Below are 23,928 nucleotides of genomic sequence, written 5' to 3'. Positions count from 1 at the left end.
GCTATTTTTAAAATACATTCCCCCAAGAAAATTATTTTTCCCTCAAATTCAGTCCAAACTAATCATTTGCAATCAATTGCTATGTGTGTAAACTAAGATGCATATAATATCTTGTCTTAGCTATGCTAACGCGTTTTGGACCAAAATTAGTTGACAAAAGCATTGGTAAAGATGAGTTGTGTTTCTATTTACATTAATAATAAGTAATAAAAATGACTGAAATGACGCTGTATTCTTTGGTAATAGATATAGGTAAAACACATGTAAAACTGCATGTGTTAGATAATAAATATAATTCTGTATTTTCCAAACAAATGAAAAATACAGTAATAAAGGAAGGATATTTCCCTAGTATTAATACAAGCGAGATTTGGGGTTGGCTGATTGCTGGTATTAAAGAGATCACACCAAAATACAGAATCAATGCGATTAATATAACAACGCATGGTGCTACTGCGGCGTTGATTGATCGTAACTCGATAGGTACCGATGGTCTTGTGCTCCCTATTCTGGATTATGAATACGCAGATGTTTATGAGCAAATTCCTGAATATGAAAGTATTCGGCCTCCATTCAATGATACTTTTTCACCGTCATTACCAGCTGGATTGAATTTAGGTCGCCAATTATATTGGCTTAAAACAAAATTCCCTACTGAGTTTGCAAAGGTCACGGATATACTCATGTATCCTCAATATTGGGTATGGCGCTTTACCGGACAAAGAGTAAATGAAATAACATCCTTGGGTTGCCATACAGATCTATGGTCAATTAAGAGTAATACCTACTCCTCTTTGGTGGATTATTTAGGATGTGAGAAATTACTTCCTGATATCAAGCCCGCTTGGTTTAATTGTGGCAAAGTATCATCTTCACTTATAGCTGAGCTTGGACTTGACCCACAATGCCACTTTTTTAACGGTATTCATGATAGTAACGCGAGTTTTTTAAGATATAAACTGACCCAAAATAAAGCACCTTTCACCGTAGTATCGACTGGAACTTGGACTATTTTAATGTCATCTCAGGTCCCACTCAGTAACCTTGATGCTGATAAAGATATGCTCGCTAATATTGATGCTATGCAGGAGCCGATTGCTTGTGCTCGCTTCATGGGCGGCAGAGAATTTGAAGCTATTTGTGAGCGAGCTGGCTCGTGGCTTGGCGAGCAATTTAATGTTGACGACATTCAAAATGTGATTGATCAACAAGTGTTTGCATTGCCTGACTTCAGTAATGGAAGTGGCCCATTTGGAGGTGCTATGTGTGGTTTTACTACCAATACAGATAAAGTAAGCGGTATTGCATTAGCAACGATTTACAGTGCTTTAATGATAGATTACCAGCTGGATATGTTGGGTGCCAAAGGCGACATTTTTATCGAAGGCGCTTTTTTGAAAAACCCTTTATTATGCGCTGTTTTAAATCAGTTAAGAGACAATAACAAAGTGATTCTCTCAAAGGACTCTACAGGGACAGTACAAGGTGCTGGTTATTTATCTGATTGGGGCAATGTTCAGTGTGAAATTGAATGTGAACCCTCGTCAACTACTGAGCTTAGTAACCTTTCTGGGTATAAGAAACAGTGGCGAGAATATGCTGAATCTAGGTCTACTGTATTATAGGGATCAGGTTTTAATCTACTGAGGCCCATTTATTATTATTTTTAGGTGTAATTTAGGCGGGCGAATGCACTTAATGGTTTTAAATGTGCCTCAACCTCAAAATGTGAGCAACTATTGAGATAGGTTAGTAAAAATCCGCTTTGTAATTAAGGTGTTTTAGAGGCTTGGACTCTACTTTTATAAGTTGAGTTTAATGTGGTTCATTGTTTTTATAATATTTTTTGACGCAGATAGGAAGGTTGCTACCAGTAGTTTAAAAAGGTAGTAGATATCAGAATAAAACAATATTAAGTTTAGCCATTATGAATGAGATTTTTGAGCACACTAACTGCTTTCATGTAACCCCCCTGCAACTCCAAGTTAGTAAAAATTTGTAATGGCAAAGATCGCTTTTCTTTTTATATTTTATTTATTCTCCGTACCCTACTTTACTTTTTTAATGGCGTTTATTTAATTAAAATATACTAGGGTAATGTGTGATAAAAAGCATTTAATCATCAATTTAACATAATAATGTAATTGGTGTAAATGGACGTTTACACAAGTAATTTTTAAGTGTATAAATATGTAGATTAATATGTTGAAGGAAATTGGGTGCATTATGAAAAGTAGGTTAAAAAAAATTATGGACCATGATGTAAAGCAATTACCAGCAACAAAACAGAATTTAATTCATACTGTACGTGTTGATAATAAATGTCCGATATTTAACTATATACATTCATTGAATGCTGATACCTCAAAACAAACAGCGATACGTTGCTTACAAGCAATAGCAAAACACAATAACTATTCATCTTTTTACGATATTAATTGGCGTGAAATAACATCTGTAGATATAAATAGTTTAATTCATACACTAAAAGATAAAGGTCTTTCACCAAAATCCATTTCACTTTACGTCTCTATAGCCAAAAGCGTATGCGAACACGCATATTTACTTGGCCAAATATCTCGCCTACAGCTAGATGGAGTTTTAAAAGTTAAAGGTTCTACCGGTTCACGTATAAAAAAGCATAAAGTAATTGACCGAAATGAATTTCAAGCTTTACTTCTACGCATTGAAACTAGCAACCCATTTAATAAAGTAAAACTGATAAGAGATAAAGCCATCTTTCACTTATTGATAGGTACTGGGCTCAGAAGAAATGAACTGGCAAATATTCAGCTTTCCTCCTTAGATATAGAAATAAGCAAGCGACGTACTATTTTTATTAGCTCTCAATACATTAAGATAGTTGGTAAAGGTAACAAAGAAAGGTATGTAGCGCTTCATCCTGTGACTAAAGCTGCTTTAGAGGACTGGATAAATATAAGAGGCATACTTAGCGGCCCGATTTTCATAAAAGTATCCAAGAACGGGAGTTTTTCTATAAGAGAAAATAACTTTTTAACAGGAAATGCAATTTATGAGCTATGCAGAAAGTACAACACAGTTGCCCCTCATTCGTTAAGGCGATCTTACGCGACCTGGCTTGATGATAAAGGAGTCAAAATTAGTCGTATCAGTAAGCTTTTAGGCCATGCGAAAGAAGTTACAACGGCTTTGTATATTGTTAATGATGAAGAGAAAGCTTACGAGGATGTTTTAAATAGCTTGTTTTAATATTGATATATACTTATTATTGCTACCGTAATAAAATTTACTGTAATATTAATTACAGTGTATTTGAGGGGCTAGTGTATGCAAAAGTTTTATAATAGAGAAGTTCAGCTTAATAAGTTACGAACGATCTCTGATGATATAGGACAATCTAAAGGTCGGTTAAGTGTCGTTGTTGGTCGTAGGCGTGTTGGAAAAACACGCTTACTTAATGAGGCTTTTCAAGGTATTGCGCAGAAACACCTTTATTTATTTGTAAGTCGAAAATCTGAGAGTGCGTTAGTCAGCGAATTTTCAGCTATATTGCAAAATGAATTGAATACAAAGTTTTTTAAGCCCGAGTCTTTGAAAGATATATATGAATACTTACTCGATTACTCCACACATACACCTATTACTGTCGTTATTGATGAATTTCAGGATATTGAACGAGTAAATAATAGCCTATTTTCAGATTTACAAAACCTTTGGGACGAATACAAAAATAAATCGATGATGCATTTGGTTTGTTGCGGGTCTATGTACAATTTAATGACAAGAATCTTTAAGGATGAAAAGCAGCCATTACTGAACCGTGATGATTACTTTTTTAAAGTTAACCCTTTGGCGCCGAATTATATAAAAGCAATTATGAAGGATAATGATAAATATACGCCAAACGATATGCTTATTTGGTGGTGTTTATCTGGCGGCATACCTAAATACCTTGAGTGGCTAACTAATGCAGGTAGTTCACCTTTTGACACACTAATTTCAAATGGTTCGCCCTTAATAAAAGAGGGGATGCATCGACTTGTGGAAGATTTTGGCTCTGAGCACCGTGCATATTTTGATATTTTAGGTGCTATAGCCAGTGGCTACAATAGCCGGCCCCGAATAGAGAGTTATTTAGATACGAGTGTCGGCGTACACTTAGATAAGTTAGAAAAAGATTTTGATATCATTACTAAGCTCAGACCGATTACTGCAAAAGAAAACTCTAGAGACATTCGCTATAAGATTGCAGATGAATTTTTAAGCTTTTGGTTTCGTTTTATATATAGTAACCGAAGTGCGGTTGAAATAGAGAACTACGACTTCATAAGACGCATAGTATATAGGGACTTTGATACGTATTCGGGTACCCAGCTAGAGGAATTATTTAAAGCTATTATTATAGAATCAAAGCAATTTAACAATATTGGTAGTTATTGGAATAGTAAAGGTGAAGATGAAATCGATATTGTTGCTATTAACGATTTAGATAAAGAAATTTTAATCGCTGAAGTTAAGCGCCAATACAAAAAGTATAGTGAGCCTAAACTAATACTAAAATCTAAGAGTTTACTGCAGAACTTAAACAAAAAGGGCTATAGAGTTTCATATAGAGGGTTTTCACTAGACAATTTAGATGATATTCAGAATGAGTTTAAAAAGGGAGCATGATCTTGCCCCTAACAATTAAATACCTGACTAATTTAAGCAAAGGTAACTAAAACAATTACTATACCATCATACTAAAATCTACTTTTATACTTCTTTCTCTAAACGGTTACTATTTAAATTATCGGCTATACACCGGGGCAAAAGTCTGACATATTGTTATTATTTAGTATGATGGTATAGTTTTATGTCTTTATATATGGAAATAGCTTGTGCGTATAATCAGCTAGTACAATTTACAGATTTACTAAACCAATCTTTATTGGAAACAGAGGTAATTCATGCGCAGTGCTATAAGTTACCCGCTGTAGCGGGTGATATGTCAGACTCAAGTGGGTGGGAATTCATCGAGCCAGAGTCTTTTACCGGCTTCACAGCCCTTAGTATGGCTACGGGTGCATTCTCTAGATTCACGCCAGATTACCAATACTCTGCGAAATACCCATTTCGTTTACCAGGAATTATTCAATTAAACCCAGTGCATCGAGAGCGTATTTCAGAGCTAGTCTATCAATGCAATCACCTAAAATTAAAAATTAAAAGTTTAATTAACTCAAGCGCACTAAATCAAACAAAAAAACGTGAATTAATACAGAGCGTATGCCCAAACGCAATTACTTTACAGATTTATCGCTTAATTAAAAACACAACCTCACCAGTAAGGCGCGTTGGGTTTACGTGGTGTAATAAGAACAGTATGCGTAGAATAAAAAAAAGTGAGTTTTTAGACTACCTACAAAGAAGTAAAAACAATCCTCCGGCAGGGCAAACTAAATCAGAATGGGCGCCTTGGGTAGATAAAGAAGTTGATTTAATTAAAAATAAAACTAGTGACTTCGTTAAAGTGAAGCGACCTCTCCCCATCGTACCTAAGCTAAACATTTCATTTACTGATGATACGAAAACTATTATGTTTTATGGCCATCTACCAGCTATCATCTTTACCGCTGAGCCTATAAAAATAACTCCACTGAGAAGTTACATCGATAAGAAGAATAAAAAGCAGTTTCAAAATTATCTTATTAATCGACTGTACGTTGTTAGTGAATTTATTGACCAATCTTAGCTATTTGCTCTAGCGTCGTTGTATATTTTAAGAGCGGGTGAATTACTATATCAGCGTCTCCCAACTTACTTTTAATATATGCCTTTTTAAAGAGTTACCCTCTGACGAGCAATAAGTAAGATCTCTCGTACTTCTATCAACTAAGCTACTTTGAATTAGTTCTACTGGGGATAGACATAAAACTTTTACAAGGGAAGCAGAAAGCATAACTCTAATCTTAGACTAAATCTATGTAAAAGTGTCAAGTTAGCTTTTGCGTAATCCCAAGAGTTAGGTTGTATCATTTGTTATTTTTAGCGTAGATGACTATTAACTTTAATGATCTACTTCAGACTTTAAACGCTGAATAGGGCCATTATCACCTAGTAAGTAAACTTTTCTATTGGCTTTACCTTTTTGCTTTTCAGCCACAACCATCCTTGCATCTGGATGCCCATCATTGATGATTGAAGTAATCGCCCAATTAGAATTTGTGCGTCTAATTAATTCATCACCTTTGTTGAAAGTAGTACCTCCATCCTTGCTATCCCAATAAGAAATTACACCATCACTACCCTCTTTTGATTCAAGAATAAAACTTACTTCTTGTGGTGCTTTAATAATAAAATCCCCTCGTGTATCTTGATTACTAATAACAGAACTTGAATCAACCGCACTATTTGAAATCCATTTTGAGCCATTCCAATGAGTGTGCGTCGTTTGTTTGGGCCCGCCTGTTTTCATGCCTATATCTTTGCCAATATTAGTTGCTAAATGCGGATAGCCGCTAGAGTCAAGGTGAACCGTTCCATTAAAAGTCCATTTATCACCAGTATCTAAAGCTAATGTTTTTTGATCTGCAATTTCTCGCGTGATTGGTAGGGGTAATTGCTCACCTTTAACATTTTTCCATACATCATTTTTGGTATCGAATGTCATGTAGTACGCATTATGTCTTTGTGTTGTGTGCCCTCGACCATTAACACCTGCTTTACCGTCCCAACAAACATGGTAGTCATAGCCTATTATAATTTCACCCTCTTCGCCTTTATCAACCCACGCATACCAACTATCAACAGCTTCAATATCATCTCGCCTTTTATGCTTCAAAAATGAAACTGGTGCTTCAAATGTGCGACCATGATCTGTAGATTTTTGATATACCCAATCGCTACGATGTGCGCCATGCCTATAAAATAAATAAATATCACCATTATCCATTTTTACCGCTTGATTATAGGTACCAAAGACAGGAATTGTATCAAGCTCTTCCCAGCTACTGATATCATAAGGTTTTTTAGTAACAGCATGAATATTTCTGCCATAATGAGTATTACCTAAAGGGTTTTTACCGTGTTTAGGCATCCCTCCATGACCACCAAAAAATACATGAATATAGCCTAAATCATCCATCAAAATAGTTGGTTTACCGTGATTATCTATTTTACTTCTTGATGGATCTTTACCCATGTCACTTATGCCAGCTTTATATGGCCCTTTCCACTCCTTGGTTTCATGATTATAAGAAGCGACATAGGGGTCTTCTAAAGGCCCTTGGTACGAAACATACGTTACCCCGTCATGGTAAATACCTGCAGGGTGTTGGACGATGGCCAAAGGATTACCGATTGCATCATTGGCAAAGTAATCTACATACTCATCATTACTCGATTTATAATGGCTACATCCAGTGAGAAGAAGTGCTACACATGTAGAAATAACACTGAGTGGTTTTATTATTTTTTTCATTGTTGTCACCTGTAGTCTACCGATTATGAGTCAAAATCATTTAATGAACTGCCACTTGATAAATACTGATTTAATATGACTGAAAATGCAAGTTAATAAGGTAAGAATAGCCAAAATAGGTCAGCCATCATATAAGCTTATGATGGCTGAAGCGAAAAACTATAAATATAGGACTAGTCAGTTGCTATCGTTAATTCCACTCAGAGTTAATGCACTCGGTTGAGATATATAACTATGAGCACTATCTCTATTACCAGGCTGTGTAAGCCAAGATAAATAAAACTTTTTACCAAAAGCTGATGAGTCTCCTTTCCCCTCAAAAACATGGTTTTCTAATTTAATCAGCCCATTACCTTGAGACAGGTGGGGATTAGCAACCTCAGTCGCTGCATTAATAATAGGAGGGTAAATATCAGCTTCCTCAACTTTAATCGTTTTTAGGCTATGACTATCTAGTATAAAACGCATAACATCATCATTTCGTCGAACTAATACTGTTAGTTTATTATTTTCTAGTAGCTCGGGTGAGTATGGTTTGACCTTAAACCGACCTAGCGACCCGTGCCCATCAAAGTCCCAACGGAACCCTTTCCAATCACTAATTTGTACTACTTCCCAATCCTTGCCTTCTTTTCGTGCGACGTATATTTGAGTATCGCCATTTGCGTCATATTTATGGTATGAGATGATAGGCTGCTTATTGTGGTCAAACCCGATCTTTACATTCCCATTAATCATTCCACCAAAGGGTGGAACAGGGTCAACGACTTCAGCACTTTTCGCAGTAATAGGTAACGAAATATCTTCACCGTTTGAATTCTGCCAATTAATCAGGTCTTCGCTTTTTGCATACGACAAACTGTGATTAGTCGCCGCATTTGGTGTATTGCGCCAGACCCAAATTAAATGGAACATTCCATCAGGGCCTAGTGTAGGCCCTTCGAAATAACCACTCATTTTACCTTCGCCATCTAAGAAAGTATTGGCGTGTAATCTGCTCCATGACTTAGATTGAGTATTATAAACGTTGTAAATTTCGCTACCATTGCCACTACTACCATCGCGATACTTTACGATAAGTTGATCCTGTTTGTTGCGAAGAAAAACAGGGTAAGTCATTCTTTTTTCGAGTGACTTTTCAGCCATAACAGAAACACGCTTCAATGAACGTACATTCAAAGGCTCTGACATACGAAAATACTCAAGTGGATCTGCATGCATGTTACCCATGACATGTAAGTAACCTTCAGAATCTAGCTCCATAGTGACATAGTTATGGCTATCCCATCCTAACCAGCTGTCTACTTTGTAGTATCTCCACTTACCACCTAGCTGCCGGTGTGCCACCGTCATTTGGCGATTTGCATCATAATAAGCTACAAATTGTTGCTCGCCTCGAGTTAATAAATAAGGCTTAATTCTGTGCCCAGACCATACATTATCGATTGCTATGCTCGTGATCTCCGGCTCTTTGGCATACACTATTGAACTGAAAAACATCGGTAAAAAAACCAAGCAATAAATTATTTTCTTCATATATTTTATATTGATTAAAAACATAGTATTCACTTTTAAATTTATAATTCGCTCTTAAAGTGAGTTACATATGCTAATTTAAACACGCTACATAATGCTTAAAAATTACAAAGAAACTCACTGTATATTAAATACAAATTTAACCCTGCATATCCTCTAGTTCTTTACCTTTTGTTTCATGCAAGAACATAAAGACAAATACCACCGAAACGAGCGCACAAATTGCATAAAAGCCATATGCCCCAGCGAGACCAACACCAGTTAGCATAATAGGGAATGACCAGGTGATTAAAAAGTTAGCTATCCACTGTACGAAACCTGATACCGCTAAGCCTGATCCTCGAATTTGATTAGGGAACATCTCGCCAAGCATTACCCACATAACAGGCCCCCAAGACAAGTTAAAGAAAAACACATAAGCGTTTGCTGCAACTAATGCGACGATACCTTGACCACCTAATTCTAAATTACCTGAAGCACCGGTTTGAGCTTTAACAAAGGCATAAACCATCGTGAACAATGTCACAGTCATACCCACAGAGCCCACTAATAAAAATGGTTTTCTCCCAATTTTGTCAATAAAGTACATTGTAATAAATACAGCGATAATACTTACTAACCCACTGATAATATTAATTAGCAATGCATCAGATTCATTAAAGCCCGCAGCTTGCCAAAGCACGGCACCGTAATAAAAGACGACATTTATACCAACTAATTGTTGAAATGTAGCCAGGCCGATACCGACCCAAACGATAGGACGCAATTTATTTTTAGACTTATCTATTAAGTCTGATAGTTTTGGTTGGTGCTTATCTGTAGCTAATGATGCTTCTATTTCATCTCTTTTGATTAGAGCCGTTTCATGGCCATATAAATTTGATAGCACACGGACCGCTGACTCTTTTTTCCCAACCATCATTAAATAACGAGGGCTTTCTGGAATAAACAACAAAGCTATAAGAAATAAACTTGCAGGAAGTAACTCTACCCAAAACATCCAACGCCACGTTTCATAACCAAGCCAAAATAATTTAGTTGATCCTCCGGCAGTATCCGCTAAAAAGTAGTTACTTACAAAAGCACAAAACAAACCAAAAATAATAGCAACCTGCTGTAATGTGGAGAGTGTCCCACGATATCTAGCTGGTGCAATCTCACTGATATAGGCAGGAGTCATCACAGAAGCAGCACCAACTGCCAGGCCACCTAATACCCTATAGATGACAAACTCAATAGAAGCATCTGCAATACCAGATCCCCAGGCGCTGATAATAAAAAATACAGCTGCAAAAAGTAAAATGCGACGACGGCCGAATTTATCCGCCAACCGTCCTGCTGTAAACGCACCGATAGCACAACCTATAAGCATACTCGATACATTAAAACCTGTGCCTACGCTGCTTGATCCAAACGCAGTTTGTAAGCCATCGACAGTGCCATTTATTACACCACTGTCAAATCCAAACAAAAACCCGCCAATCGTTGCAGCAAAGCAAACCATGACAATTAAAAGTACATTCTCTTTATTGTTCATAAGTATCCATATTGTGTGTGTTGTTGTTCTTATACAAATTTTGAATAAAAGCTGGCTGCAACTTTATTTGATAGAGCTCGACTCCCTCTCTATCAATTCAAAATCTAAAATATGTCTTAACTCCAAACTTTTTAAATTGCTCATATTGTCATATTGGCCAGAAGCAAGTAACGAAACTGACAATTCGGCCATTTCATTTATCGGCTGCTTAACGGTTGAAATATGCGGCCACACCGATCGAGCAAGTTGAGTATCATCAAAGCCAACCACTGAGAGATCGCCTGGGATATTGATACCTTGTTGTTGTGCAATTGATATAACAGCTGCAGCCATATCATCATTTGCTGCGAATATCGCTGTAGGCTTGTCATCTAATGCGAGTAACTTAACTGCAGCTTCCATTCCCGATTGATAAGTAAAACTTCCTTGCTCTATGTATTCTGGGGGGGTAGTAATTTTATTAGAACGCAACGCATCTAAATATCCCTGGTAGCGCAAACGACTTACACCCTGTTTATTATTACCAATAATATGAGCAATTTTTTTATGACCCTGATTTATAAGCCTCTCTGTAACATCAAACGCAGCTTGGTAATCGTCCATACAAATATAGGGAGAGCTATTTAATTTAGTATCTGGCGTTATTCTCACAAATGGTACATTTGCTTTGGTAAGAACTTCTAGCACATCTTCGTTGTCACACATCGGTGGTAATAAAATCATCCCATCAACCTGCGTAACGTCTATCAGTTGTTTAACTGATTCTATCGTTTTATTAATATCTAAGTGGGCTTCATCTACAACCAGGTGATAACCCAAAGCACGACATTTTTTTAGTGCAGCTAAGAGAAACTGGCTGATATACGAGTCACTAGGGTTATCGTATAACAAGCCAATAAAAAAGGATTTACTGCTCGCTAAACGTCTCGCAGACACATTGGGCCGGTAATTTAGCTTCTCAACAACCGCCATTACTTTTTCACGAGTTTTATTGCTTACTTTTTTGTCTTGGTTGAGTACTCGTGAAACCGTCATCATGGATACACCAGCTTGCTCAGCTACATCTTGAATTCTTGTTCTTCTAGGCTCAGCCATGTTTTTAATTACCTATTAATAATCTTTTTATTGATATATAGCGCTTGTGTTTCGATAGCTTTCATGACACACGCTTAAAACGGCTGTTTCCATACCGATTGTTGAACATCTTATTATTATTTTTTATACATGGAAATGTTAGCGATAACAATAAAACACAAAAAATGTAACAGCGCAATAAATAAACCTAATGAAAAGTTCAAAAAAAACACCATTATTGACTATTTAAGCACAACTATTGACTTAATATTAAGCGATCGATTATGTTAGCGCTAACACAAAAAGATGGTGAGTTTTGATTATGTTCCTTGGTATCGATTTAGGCACTTCAGGTGTAAAAGTAATTATTTTAGACGAGCAAGACCAATTGCTTGCTCAAGCAAGTGGATCTTTGAGCGTTTCACGCCCTGCACCACTTTTTTCTGAGCAAAACCCTACCGATTGGTGGCTTGCAACATGTAGTGCAATTGAGGAGCTTAAAAATACTCACCCTGCATTACTAAAATCGGTAAAAGCTGTGGGCCTTTCTGGGCAAATGCATGGCGCAACGCTGCTTGATAAAAACAATAATATTATTCGCCCAGCCATTTTATGGAACGACGGGCGCAGTGACGCACAATGTGTAGAGCTTGAAAAACGCGAACCAAATTCTCGTAATATTACCGGCAACATAGCCATGCCTGGTTTCACTGCGCCTAAATTGGTGTGGTTAAAAGAGTTTGAACCAGAAAATTTTGCAAAAGTAGCCAAAGTATTATTACCAAAAGACTACCTACGCTTTTTAATGACCGGTGATTTTGCATCAGACATGTCTGACTCGGCAGGCACATTATGGCTAGACGTAGAAAAAAGAGCATGGTCGCAAAAAATGCTTAGTGCTTGCGACTTAACAGAGCAGCACATGCCTACCCTGTTTGAGGGCACACAAATTACTGGTAATTTAACAGCTCAAGTTGCTGCTAAATGGGGAATGGAGCAAGTACCTGTTGTTGCTGGCGGTGGCGATAATGCCGCAGGCGCTGCCGGTGTTGGCGTAGTAAAGCCAAAACAAGCGTTTTTATCTTTAGGTACTTCGGGCGTTTACTTTGTTGCCAACGAAAAATACCTACCTAACCCTGAAGGTGCTGTACATACTTTTTGTCATTGTATTGAAAACACCTGGCACCAAATGTCAGTGGTGTTAAGCGCAGCAAGCTGTTTAACCTGGGTCACTAAATTAACTGGTTTTGAAAACGAAGGCTCCTTGCTTGAACACGTAAGCAAATGCGACTTTAGTAAACCAAGCTCAGTGATATTTTTACCTTATTTAACTGGCGAACGTACACCGCACAATAACCCAGATGCCAAAGGCGTATTTTTTGGTTTAGACAGTGATACCGATGCAGCTGTCCTTGGCCGTGCAGTACTGGAGGGCGTTGCTTTTGCCTTTGCCGATGGCCAACAAGTACTCCTTGATGCTGGTGCACAAATTGACGATGTAACCGTTATTGGTGGTGGCGCTAAAAGCCCACTGTGGGGAAAAATCATCGCAAGTGTACTTAATCGCCCCCTAATTTACCGAGAAGGCTCAGAAGTTGGTCCCGCATTTGGCGCTGCAAGACTTGCCCGAATAGCAGTAACACAACTCCCAGCACAACAAGTGTGTGTTAACGGCAAGGTAACGCAAACCATTGAGCCTGACCCTGTTATGCAAGACTTTTACGCACAGCAATACACGACATACAAAGCACTTTACCAAAGTGTAAAAACATACTTTTAATACACTATTATGAAATTAATGGAGCACATCATGAGTGAGCAATTTTTTAAAAACGTAGAAAAAATTAAATTTGAGGGTGAAAACTCTAAAAACCCATTTGCATTTCGTTACTACGACGAAAATAAAGTCGTTCTTGGCAAAACAATGAAAGAGCACCTTCGTTTTGCAGCTTGTTATTGGCATAATTTTTGTTCTACAGGGTTCGATATTTTTGGTGAAGGCACGTTTGACCGTCCTTGGATCCAACCTGTAGGCAACCAATTAGAACTTGCTGAACAAAAAGTAAAAGTAGCCTTTGAATTTTTCGAAAAACTAGGCGTTCCTTACTTTTGTTTTCATGATGTTGATATTGCACCTGAGGGTAAAACACTACAAGAAAGTCACGATAACGTAACGCACATAGCAAACATTATAGAAAAAGAAATGCAGCGTACAGGTGTAAAATTACTTTGGGGTACTGCTAACTTATTCTCAAACAAACGTTTTTGTGCAGGGGGTGCAACAAATCCTAATCCTAATACGTATGCATATGCAGCAGCACAAGTTAAGCATGCAATGGAAATTACACATCGTTTAGGCGGTGAAAACTACGTACTTTGGGGTGGCCGTGAAGGTTACGATACACTACTAAATACAGACCTTGCACAAGAAAGCGAACAGTACGCGCGCTTTTTGAAGATGGTGGTAGAGCACAAGAAAAAAATTGGCTTTAAAGGCACATTATTAATTGAGCCAAAACCACAAGAGCCAACTAAACACCAATACGATTACGATACAGCAACAGTGGCAGGCTTTTTACACAAGCATGCCTTACAAGACGAAATTAAAGTAAACATTGAAGCTAACCACGCAACACTTGCGGGTCATAGCTTTCACCATGAAATTGCCGTTGCTTGCGCAGAAGGCATTATGGGTAGTATTGATGCTAACCGTGGCGATATGCAAAACGGATGGGATACAGACCAATTCCCTAACGATGTAGCCGAGTGCACACTTGTTGTTTATGAAATTTTAAAGAACGGTGGTTTTACAACCGGTGGCTTTAACTTTGATACTAAGCTACGTCGCCAGTCATGTGAGCGTGATGATTTATTTTTAGGGCACATTGGTGGCATGGATACGATGGCTAAAGCACTACTCAATGCAGCAGCAATGATTGAAGGTGGCGAGCTGACTGACTTTGTTGAAAAGCGTTACGCAGGTTGGAAAGAAGACCTAGGTCAAAGCATTCTTAATGGTGAACAATCATTGGAAAGTCTAGCTACGTTCGTTCATGAAAATGATATTGACCCTAAGCAAGTCTCTGGCCGTCAGGAGCTACTTGAGAATATTGTAAATCGCTACGTTTAAATTTAAATGAATTCCCCTCAGTTGAAAAGCTAAGGGGGCTCAATATTAAAACTAATAAGCCATTAGCAAGTTACTACTCTCTAATGGCTTTTATCTCTATTCTTTCATTAATGCTTTTTTAGTCAGCTCTGAAAAGTATGGGTTGCCGGTATAATCAGAAACAATAGACCATTCAGCATTTTCTTTGGGCAAAAAGCCAATTAAGCGCTCTTTAATTGCTTGGTATTCATCTAAAGCAGCGACATTGTTCCACTCATTTTCATCATTCTCATGATCGTATAACTCTTCTGTTCCATCTTCGTAACGGATATAGCGATACCGGTCTGTCTTAATGGCATGATTATTTGGCCCATAAGTCGTTACTGCCGCATGTTCCCACTGGGCATCGGGTTTCCTTAGCAATGGTGATAAGTCTTGCCCTTCATTCAGAGGGTTATCAGGCAAACCACATATTTTGATCAATGTAGGATACAAATCCAATAAACTAACAGGGCGATTACTCACTTGTTTGGTCGAAGACTTTGGCGGTTTAATTATCAACGGTGTTCGAGTGGCCCTTTCCCATAAAGCCATTTTAGCAAATTTACTTTTTTCACCTAACTGATAACCATGATCTCCCCACAATACCACTGCGGTATTTTCTGCGTACTGACTATTTTCAAGCGCATCCAGAACCGTCCCAATACATGAGTCGACAAACGAAATACTAGCTAAATAAGCTTGTACCATATTTTTCCATTCATCATTTTCTATCGCCCACTCTGTAGTGGGCATCATAGGTAATTCGGTTACAGCTTTTGCAATCTCAGGGACATCGTTTAAGTCATCTTTAAAATAAGGTGGTAGCTCAATTCCTTCGATAGGGTGCATATCAAACCACTTTTGTGGCACATGCCAAGGAACATGTGGACGAAGAAACCCGCCAACCATAAAAAAAGGTTTATCGTAATCTTCTCCTAACTGTTCCGCTAGCCATTGTGCGGACTCAAAATCAGGCATTTGCTCATCAGTATCAGGAAACGCCCCCCAATCGGTATTTGTTCTGGGATCATGCCATTTCATTCTTTCAGGAGGGTAAGGACCAAACCCTTTTGCTCGGCCACCATATTTATCAAAGCTGGCATCAGCTACTCGCTTATGAAAAACCTTACCCACTGCGGCAGTATAATAACCATGTTGACTAAAATACTCGCTTAAAAAAATAGACTGACTTGCTTTATCATTTGCAGACTTAATATCATTGTCCTCAACATGCCCATAAATCCCCGTAGTCGATGGGGCTAAGCCTGTCATAATACTAGCTCGCGATGGGCCACACAGTGGTGCTGGTGCATGCGCATTGGTAAACACAGTGCCCATATTGGCCAAACGATCGATATTAGGGGTTTTAGTACTAGCATGGCCTCCAAGGGGGCCGATCCAGTCATTTAAATCATCAACAATGAGCATTAACACATTTGGGTATTCTTTTTTTAATTGTGTTAACCAGTTTAACTCGCATCCAGTTAACGAGGCTGCAGCTAAACCAGCGCTACCAATAAGAAACTGACGCCTATTCATTGTATGCATTTCCTTTTATTTTTGGCGAAGTTTAGTTTAATACATTTTGTTGCAATACCAATCACTATAGTGCAATATCAATCACTGCTATGCAATAAGTTATTTTATCTACAGTAGGAGACACTCAAATGCTTTCTGGTTCAGAAAATAATAAAGTTAGAAAAGCAAAAACACGTCTAGATAAACAGAATATTTATATTGCTGCCGCCTTAATTACTGCTACAACCATAAATATTATCTACTCCATCCCAGAAACAGCGGCTATGCCTCCTCCTGGAAACAATCATGATTCATCAAAAACCCTGCTCGATGAAAATATTTGTTCCGCCAGCGCTGTTGACTGCTCACAAACACACAATTCATAGGGATTTCTATGTATAAAAAACTTAAAAAAATAAAGTCACCTTTCCTTATCTTAGCTGCAAGCTATTTGGTTTTATCAGGTTGCTCTGTGGAGAATACTTCTACCTCAAAGCCCAATAAGTCATATGATAAAGAGGTGAAAGCTTATGCTAAATTTGTTCCAAAAAGACAGGACGATTTTGCATGGGAAAATGACAAAGTTGCGTTTAGAGTTTATGGCCCCGCGGCACCACTAAAAGGCCATGCTAGTGGTGTTGATGCATGGTTAAAAAAAGTAGACTACTCGATTATCGATAAATGGTATGAAGAAACCTTTAATCAAACTGGTTCGTATCACACAGATACGGGTGAAGGCTACGACCCATACCATGTAGGTATTAGCCGTGGTGTCGGCGGCTCTGCTATTTGGGTTGATGGTAAAGACTACACTGCCCACAACTATAAAAGTTATAAAATACACGAAAACGGTCCAGAGAAAGTTGTATTTACTTTAGAATATGAATTTCAAACACCATTAGGGCGTGTTAATGAATCAAAAACAATCTCATTACCAATGGGTTCCAACTTATATCAAGTTAATTCAGTGTTTAAGCTAGATGGTAAACCTGCTGCACTTCCGATTGCCATCGGTATTACTACCCATGATGGGAAAGCCACTGTAGCTCATAGTAAGAGCGCAGGAAGAATTTCCGCTTGGGAAGAATTTGATGCCAAGGCTTTAGGCACGGGTGTCATTATTGAACCTAAAAAAGTAAAAGATATTAAACATATATCTAAAGAAACAAAAGATGAAAGTCATATTTGGCTTTTCACTAATTCTGAAGAAAATGGCTCACTTGAATACTATGCAGGGTTTGCATGGGAAGCTGCTGGTGAAATTACAACACAGACACAATGGCAGAGCTACTTAGATAATTTTAATAAATAAGGACATAAACATGGAAAAAATTGCATTTACTATGACCTTAATAGCGGGTCATGAAGCTGAGTACGAAAAGCGCCATGACGAAATATGGCCTGAGCTTGTGACAGAGTTAAAAAATGCAGGGGTTTCTGATTACTCAATATTTCATGACCCAACATCAAATAAACTTTTTGCTGTATTAAAAAGAGAGGACAACCACACAATGGACGCACTGCCTTTAACGCCAATTGTAAATAAGTGGTGGGCATATATGGCTGATATTATGGAAACGAACGCCGATAACTCCCCGGTTGTAACTCCTATTAACCAAGTATTTCACTTAGATTAATACAATAAAAATTCAAAGCCTCATAAAGTCACTTATGAGGCTTTATTTTACTAGTAGTACCTAACATTGGCACTTCGCAGCGACATTATCTATATTGGAAATCTAATGAGAACAACAATAAAATGGTTATTATTGGCTACAGTAATAAATACATTTACATTACAAGCTGCCGATATTCTCAAAACTGATAGTTATTTCACCGCTCAACAATATGAATTAGCAAAAAATGGCTATATAGATGCTGCGAAGCTAGGTAATCCACATGCATACTATCAGTTAGCCAGAATGTACGCCAAAGGCTTGGGGGTAGAACAAGATGTAATCAATGCCCTTATTTACTACTCTTTAGCGGCTGAATATGACTATTTTGATGCACAAAAAGTGATAGATAACACACTAGCGACTCTAGCACCTGAATCGAAAACAGCCTTTATCAAAATAATGAATGACTATAAAGCAAAGCTTGGTAAACAGGCTATTGATGCTAAGTATTTTCCAGTTGTTCTAGAGAACTCATTATCTACAAAAATTACTTTTGATGGCCGTGAAAAATTAAAGCGCACTTTCTATAGTGAAGACTTTATGGAAGACTCAATTGCGAATTTAAATAACCTAGCGATTGAGGAAGGTGGAAATGAAGATGCCACTTATATGTCGACCCCTAAAGAACCTTATCTAATCTTAGATATTGATATTGCTGCAGATGGTTCGATTCGTAATTATTTCGCAGTGCAAAACATGGGTGGGTCTACTGCAAGGCTGATTAACGAATTTATTCTCTTCCCTCAGCCAAAACCATCTATCAACAATCAGCATACGAATTTTGTTCACAGAGTATTTCTGGGCGCAGCAGGGTATTCAAAATCAATTTTGATAGACAAAAACGAACCTATGTATGCTCAAATATTGCGCACATCGAAACGATTAAAACAAGGAACAACATTAAGTCATCGGTATCAATATGCTATAGCATTATTAAACTTTCCTTGGCTAACATCAGATCCGCAAGAAGCAGAACAAAAACTATTAGTTCTCGCTAAGCAAGGTCACCCTAGTGCGATGTTTGAATACGGGATGTTACTTTACCGTGAACAACGAAATATTTCTGAAGCAATTAATTGGATATCTCAGTCAAGCAAATATGGCCTTATTCGTGCCGAGTTTCGCTTAGCAATGATTTTAAATTCGAGCCCCTGGGTGCTACAAGATCAAAGCAAAGCGTTATTTTGGTTTTCGTCTGCAATGAGCAAAAGTCATATAAATTCAGCAATTCGAGCTATTGATATTAAGCTCACAGCCAAGGATAAGTCTTTGCTGGATATTGAATCGGCCGTGCAAGATTTGAAGAATATTGAACATCAGCATGGCAATAATCCTGAGTACTACTATTTGCTGGCGTTGTCTTATCGTGATAGAGAGGCTAGAGATTTTAGCCAATTCGTTAGAAATATGCGTACAGCAATTAGTAGAGGTAACTCTGCAAATTGGGACACTAGTGAATGGCAGTCACTATTAGAAAAATCTACTGTTGGGACAGTGTATATAACAGACGAATAGAATAGCCTAGTTTAGGTTATCGCCATCATAGGTAAATGTCCTGCTGCACTTTCAGGTATCACCAACACACATGAATAAAGCAGGCAATTACCTCCTTGTAAACCTATTAAGGCGACTTAATTATTGCTGCTTCATGTAATTAGCAATATCCAAAGGAGGGTATGTGTTTGATAGTTATTTTGCACAAGCTTTAGGGTTTGTAAGTTACATCTTAGCTATGCTGTGTTTTATCCAAAAAGATGACCGCCGCTTTAAAATTATGATGATTTTAATGAACTTAAATCATGCACTACACTTTTACTTATTAAATGCAGTAACTTCCTCATTATGCTGTTTATTCGCTGCAGGACGAACAGCAACTTCATTACAAACAAAAGCGAAATGGGTCGCTGGCTTATTCATTATACTTACCGCATTTATAGGGTATCTAACAGTAAACCAATGGACGGACTATGTAGCTATAGCAGGGTCATGCATAGGTACGTACGCTTTATTTTGTCTCAACGGAATAAAAATGCGCTGGGTGGTGCTTTTAGGTTCATGTTTATGGCTTATAAACAATATCATTGTCGGGTCATTAGGTGGGATACTACTGGAGGCCACTGTAATTGTCCTCAACTTAACAACTATTTATAAATTGTATAAACTTAACTTATAAGCTTGGTTACTTATCTTTGCGTATACAATATGTACTCAAATCTTCCCCTATCGCATTAGTTCATTATTCTATTTGATTATATCGCTTTAGCTATTTAAATCACTTTGTGAGCTTTAGCTATTTTGCTGCGTATTGAGTTTAGATACAGTACCTTGACAATTGCATAACCCCACATTCATCTTCACTAGCCTTAATTAAACTTGGTGTTATAAACGATTACTAAGTACTGCAGTCTAAAAGGTAGTCCCTTAAGCTAAGCAAATTAAAATAGCCATCGAATATATATGCACTTTACAGTTTGAGCATACGTAAACACCCTATCTTTAGCCTAGATTATTAAGCAAACAATACTCTTAGTATTGCTAGGTTAGTTCATTTACGACCTTATGGAATGAAAAAAGCCTAACAATAAATTGTTAGGCTTTAAAAGTAACTTAATTTTTATTTAGAAGCTGTAGCTAAAGCTCACTTCATAAATACGGCCAGTGTAATCAACACGCGAAACCGCCTTTTCGTTATTACCCCAGTACTCATAACGTTGCTCATCGGTAAGGTTATAACCTCTTAAATAAGCTCTGAAGTTATTAGTGAACTTATATGAAGTTACTAAATCTAAACGGCCTGTTGCTTTTTGTACACGAGGCTGTACGCCTAAGTAAGAGTTTTGACCTTTCAAGTACGAGTCGTCTTTCCAGTTATACGCAACCCTTACGCTAAATCCGTCGTTTTCGTAGTAACCTATTGCATTAAACGATTCAGGAGCAACAGAATACAACGTACTTTCTTCGGTTCCATCTTGGTCAATGTAAGTGTAGTTAAATACACCACCAAAGCCATTCCACGGGTATGGTAAAAAGTCTAGCTTTTGCTGAATAGCAAGTTCGATACCTGTTAACTCAATAGTTTCATCATCGTTAAACTTCTCGTTGATTCTAACAGAGCGGAAGTTTTCCGTGCCATCATCGCCAGTAAATGGTTCAACCTGTGTACAAATAAAGCCACCTGTCGCTGGATTATCTTCACGAACCACATCGCTACCTAACGCTTCAATTATAAGCGGGTCGCCTTCAGGGCAGCTTTCTCTGTCTTCAAAAAATCCGGTCAGTTCTTTGTAAAATACACCGACTGATATAGCACTACCGTCACGGTTATACCATTCTAACGACATATCGTAGTTATCTGCATCATATGGTTTTACAAAACTTGCTGGCTTATCAACTGTTACACTTGTATTACCGCCTCTTACCTCTGTAGTTGGCGTCATTACACGAAGGTTCGGACGAACAAACCCTTTACTGTATGCTGTACGCAAAACAAGGTCTTCGCGTAAGTCAAAAGCAAAGTTAACTGATGGTAACCAGTGATCGTAATCGTCACTTATTTTAGTGTCTACTAAAACATCGCCGGCACTACGGTCACGTCTAATACCATTAAAGTCGTTATTTGTGTGGACATAACGCATACCAACATTACCGGTCCACATTACATCGCCAAGCTCACCACTTAAATCGGTCATAACGTAAGCTGCTGCTATTGTCTGCTCTACATCAAAGTTTGTTGCATACCTTTGTGGGTGAGGGCCATTAAAACGTTCATAAAGGCCTGTATCGCCGGCTTTAATACCGCCTTCAATGTCGGCTATTCCATCAGTCAAATTTGCAATGTGAGATAAGTTATCAAACGTTCTCCAACCGCTATCAGCACCAAATGTGCCAGGGAAGTTACCGTTAAAAAAGTCGCTTTGTCCATCAGAAAGGAGTGAATCACTAATCGCAGAGCTGCCTACCGCATCAGCATTAACACCGAGAGCACCTATTTGTTGGTCAAAGTTTTCTAATACCTCGCGGCTATATCTTGCACCAAACTTAATAGAGCGAAAATTTAGAACATCCCCAAAGCCAAAGTCTACATAGCGCTTAGCATCAAATTCACCGCTTGTCATTTTACGAATCGGGTTATCTATTCTACCGGTAATGTAATGGCTTAAGCGGCGTCCATCATTAAGAGCATCAGCTGTAGTAAGCGACAATGCATTTAACGCCGTCGGGCTTTGCCAATCAACATCATAATTATAATTATCCCACCCTTGAGCTGTTAAATACGCTTGATCTAAATTTCCTTGCCCAGAGTCTAATTGAATATCTATACCAGTCGGAACTGTATCGACATTAACTCCGTTCACTTTTGTGGTCGCTTTATGGTGGCCTGTATGTCTAAAATCTAAACCAATGTTCTGAAAATTATTCTCTGACTCTGAATGCGTTAGCATTGCATCAAAAGTCCAATCCCCTACAACGTAGTCGCCGTATAAAAATAAGCCTTTTGCTTCTTCAAAGAAAGTGGTTTCACGATTTGTAAAAAGATACTCGCCATCAGTAATCGCAGTTTTGCTCACAGCATAAACTGGAGTGCCGTCTTCAAGAGTGTCGTAGATAAATGGAGCCGTGTTCATGTCTGGCTCTATCATATAAAACCGATCGCTATTTTGTGGCTTGTTTTGATTATAGCCTGCACTAAATTGTGCATCTTGTTTTGTACCACTATCAAGATCACGCTTTGTATAAAGTAAATGAGCACCAACGGTCATATCACTAGTAGGTCGCCATTCTATATTGCCCGTAAAAGAAATACGGTCGCCTTCACTGTACTCTGATACATTCCTTAATGAAGATGGACTGCGAATAGCGGCGCCTTCTGGGATACCGTATTTAGCGCGGTAAGCATCAATTGTAGTGGAGTTTACGCGTAAGTTTGCATCTGTAGCGGCATCATTTTGACCAATTAATGGTGCGTAATTTGTAAAGTTTGCAGTGTCTCTGCGGAATGTCTGCCCTGAGCCAGCAGCTTTAAAAGCAATAGCCAGTTCATTTTCAATAAGGTGTTTGCTCATAGAGAACTTAACAGATTCGTCCCAATTTTGGGTCAACTCTTCATAACGTCCCCCTACACTAACGTTATATTTACCATCAGGTTTTGCAAGTGCACGCTGTAGTTGCTTATCTACAACACCTGCTATACCACCCGCCTGCATGTCAGCTGTTGCCGCTTTAATAACTGTCACACCATCAAAAACACTCGCTTCGAATGCAGAAAATGGGTTACTTGAACCAACATCGCTAAAGCTACGACTAGGAGTTGCAAAACTTTGGCCCGCCGAAGTTGTTTTTACGAAACCGCCCCCTAAGCCACGTAAACTGATTTCTGACTGTCGGCCTTCGCCAGAGCGCTCAATTTGCACACCAGGTACAGCCTGAAGAGCCTCGCCTAAATCTAAAGCAGGTAGTGCATTTATATCAGATGCTGAAATAGCATCAACAATAGATGGGGCATCACGTTTAGTGTTTAACGCATTTTCTAAAGAACCACGGATCCCTTGCACCTCAATAACTTCAAATTCGTCTTTTCCCTTTTCAACTGCTGATTGTTGATTGTCATCAATCGCTTGCTTAACTTCTTGAGCCAAAATTGAAGGTGCAAATAAAGTTAAAGCTAAACCTAACGAGCCACCTATTAATTGCGTAGAGGCGAGTTTTTTATTCTCTTTATTAAACATTGTAATCCCCATATATTGTGTGTGTGTCTACTATTTTCTAAATTAGCCTATTGCTTACATCCTGAATTTAACAACCTAAACTGCTAATTAACAATACCGTAACACAAGAAAAGCCAACTTCAAATCAAAAATAATCACTTTCGGTCTTTTTATTTTAACTCCATTTAAAAACAATCAGTTACAGTTATGCCAGGCTATGTTTAAATTAGTTAACTATACTTTTATTTATAAAAAACAAGCTATTTAAAGATATTCGTTTGTGA

Annotated in this window: 17 protein-coding genes; 11 read left to right on the top strand and 6 right to left on the bottom strand. The window is 38.1% G+C overall.

The features are described from left to right. Positions 1 to 212: 212 nt before the first annotated feature. The 4 genes from SJY38_RS16500 to SJY38_RS16485 all read left to right on the top strand — a co-directional run bounded on the left by SJY38_RS16500 (position 213) and on the right by SJY38_RS16485 (position 5,716). Positions 213 to 1,625 (top strand): FGGY-family carbohydrate kinase, encoded by a 1,413-nt coding sequence (locus SJY38_RS16500; RefSeq protein ID WP_377110277.1) that lies wholly within the window; start codon positions 213 to 215, stop codon positions 1,623 to 1,625. Between the two features lie 601 nt (positions 1,626 to 2,226). Next, a complete protein-coding gene (locus SJY38_RS16495) occupies positions 2,227 to 3,231 on the top strand; it encodes a tyrosine-type recombinase/integrase (protein ID WP_377110276.1) in 1,005 nt (334 codons plus the stop codon). A gap of 78 nt (positions 3,232 to 3,309) precedes the next feature. Continuing rightward, a complete protein-coding gene (locus tag SJY38_RS16490; RefSeq protein WP_377110275.1) occupies positions 3,310 to 4,653 on the top strand; it encodes an ATP-binding protein in 1,344 nt (447 codons plus the stop codon). A gap of 184 nt (positions 4,654 to 4,837) precedes the next feature. Further along, entirely contained in the window at positions 4,838 to 5,716 is an 879-nt protein-coding gene (locus SJY38_RS16485; protein ID WP_377110274.1) for a DNA replication terminus site-binding protein, read from the top strand. Positions 5,717 to 6,031: 315 nt separating this feature from the next. Here the strand turns inward: SJY38_RS16485 and SJY38_RS16480 are convergent, their stop codons facing one another. The 4 genes from SJY38_RS16480 to SJY38_RS16465 all read right to left on the bottom strand — a co-directional run bounded on the left by SJY38_RS16480 (position 6,032) and on the right by SJY38_RS16465 (position 11,612). Continuing rightward, on the bottom strand, positions 6,032 to 7,444 hold the full coding sequence (locus SJY38_RS16480) for a BNR-4 repeat-containing protein (protein WP_377110273.1): 1,413 nt from the start codon (positions 7,442 to 7,444) through the stop codon (positions 6,032 to 6,034). A gap of 177 nt (positions 7,445 to 7,621) precedes the next feature. After that, positions 7,622 to 9,004, bottom strand: a complete 1,383-nt coding sequence (locus SJY38_RS16475) for a BNR repeat-containing protein (RefSeq protein WP_377110272.1) — start codon at positions 9,002 to 9,004, stop codon at positions 7,622 to 7,624. A 115-nt stretch (positions 9,005 to 9,119) separates the two neighbouring features. Next, entirely contained in the window at positions 9,120 to 10,550 is a 1,431-nt protein-coding gene (locus SJY38_RS16470; RefSeq protein ID WP_377110329.1) for a sugar porter family MFS transporter, read from the bottom strand. A 30-nt stretch (positions 10,551 to 10,580) separates the two neighbouring features. Further along, positions 10,581 to 11,612 carry a LacI family DNA-binding transcriptional regulator gene (locus SJY38_RS16465; RefSeq protein ID WP_377110271.1) on the bottom strand — a complete coding sequence of 344 codons (1,032 nt, stop codon included), beginning with the start codon at positions 11,610 to 11,612 and terminating at the stop codon, positions 10,581 to 10,583. Positions 11,613 to 11,913: 301 nt separating this feature from the next. Between SJY38_RS16465 and xylB the strand changes: the two genes are divergently transcribed. Together xylB and xylA are read left to right on the top strand one after the other, a co-directional pair. Further along, complete coding sequence (xylB, locus tag SJY38_RS16460) at positions 11,914 to 13,371, top strand: xylulokinase (protein WP_377110270.1); 1,458 nt, start codon at positions 11,914 to 11,916, stop codon at positions 13,369 to 13,371. 30 nt (positions 13,372 to 13,401) lie between these two features. Beyond that, on the top strand, positions 13,402 to 14,721 hold the full coding sequence (xylA, locus tag SJY38_RS16455) for a xylose isomerase (RefSeq protein ID WP_377110269.1): 1,320 nt from the start codon (positions 13,402 to 13,404) through the stop codon (positions 14,719 to 14,721). 96 nt (positions 14,722 to 14,817) lie between these two features. Here the strand turns inward: xylA and SJY38_RS16450 are convergent, their stop codons facing one another. Continuing rightward, positions 14,818 to 16,281 (bottom strand): sulfatase-like hydrolase/transferase, encoded by a 1,464-nt coding sequence (locus SJY38_RS16450; protein WP_377110267.1) that lies wholly within the window; start codon positions 16,279 to 16,281, stop codon positions 14,818 to 14,820. Positions 16,282 to 16,409: 128 nt separating this feature from the next. On the opposite strand from SJY38_RS16450, the gene SJY38_RS16445 reads away from it, so the two are divergent. From SJY38_RS16445 to SJY38_RS16425, 5 genes are all read left to right on the top strand, one after another. Beyond that, entirely contained in the window at positions 16,410 to 16,646 is a 237-nt protein-coding gene (locus tag SJY38_RS16445) for a hypothetical protein (protein ID WP_377110266.1), read from the top strand. 8 nt (positions 16,647 to 16,654) lie between these two features. After that, positions 16,655 to 17,572 carry a DUF4861 family protein gene (locus SJY38_RS16440; protein ID WP_377110265.1) on the top strand — a complete coding sequence of 306 codons (918 nt, stop codon included), beginning with the start codon at positions 16,655 to 16,657 and terminating at the stop codon, positions 17,570 to 17,572. Positions 17,573 to 17,582: 10 nt separating this feature from the next. Continuing rightward, on the top strand, positions 17,583 to 17,897 hold the full coding sequence (rhaM, locus tag SJY38_RS16435) for an L-rhamnose mutarotase (RefSeq protein WP_377110264.1): 315 nt from the start codon (positions 17,583 to 17,585) through the stop codon (positions 17,895 to 17,897). Positions 17,898 to 18,002: 105 nt separating this feature from the next. Continuing rightward, complete coding sequence (locus tag SJY38_RS16430; protein ID WP_377110263.1) at positions 18,003 to 19,454, top strand: tetratricopeptide repeat protein; 1,452 nt, start codon at positions 18,003 to 18,005, stop codon at positions 19,452 to 19,454. Between the two features lie 163 nt (positions 19,455 to 19,617). Continuing rightward, positions 19,618 to 20,112: a YgjV family protein gene (locus SJY38_RS16425; RefSeq protein ID WP_377110261.1), complete on the top strand. Its 495-nt coding sequence runs from the start codon at positions 19,618 to 19,620 to the stop codon at positions 20,110 to 20,112. Positions 20,113 to 20,557: 445 nt separating this feature from the next. Here the strand turns inward: SJY38_RS16425 and SJY38_RS16420 are convergent, their stop codons facing one another. After that, a complete protein-coding gene (locus tag SJY38_RS16420) occupies positions 20,558 to 23,665 on the bottom strand; it encodes a TonB-dependent receptor (protein ID WP_377110260.1) in 3,108 nt (1,035 codons plus the stop codon). Positions 23,666 to 23,928: the final 263 nt, after the last annotated feature.

The organism is Pseudoalteromonas sp. R86517 (assembly GCF_042466295.1).
Taxonomy (GTDB): Bacteria; Pseudomonadota; Gammaproteobacteria; order Enterobacterales; family Alteromonadaceae; genus Pseudoalteromonas; species Pseudoalteromonas atlantica.
The sequence above is the reverse complement of the archived record's forward strand: the minus strand, read 5'-3'. Positions and strand labels throughout refer to the sequence as shown.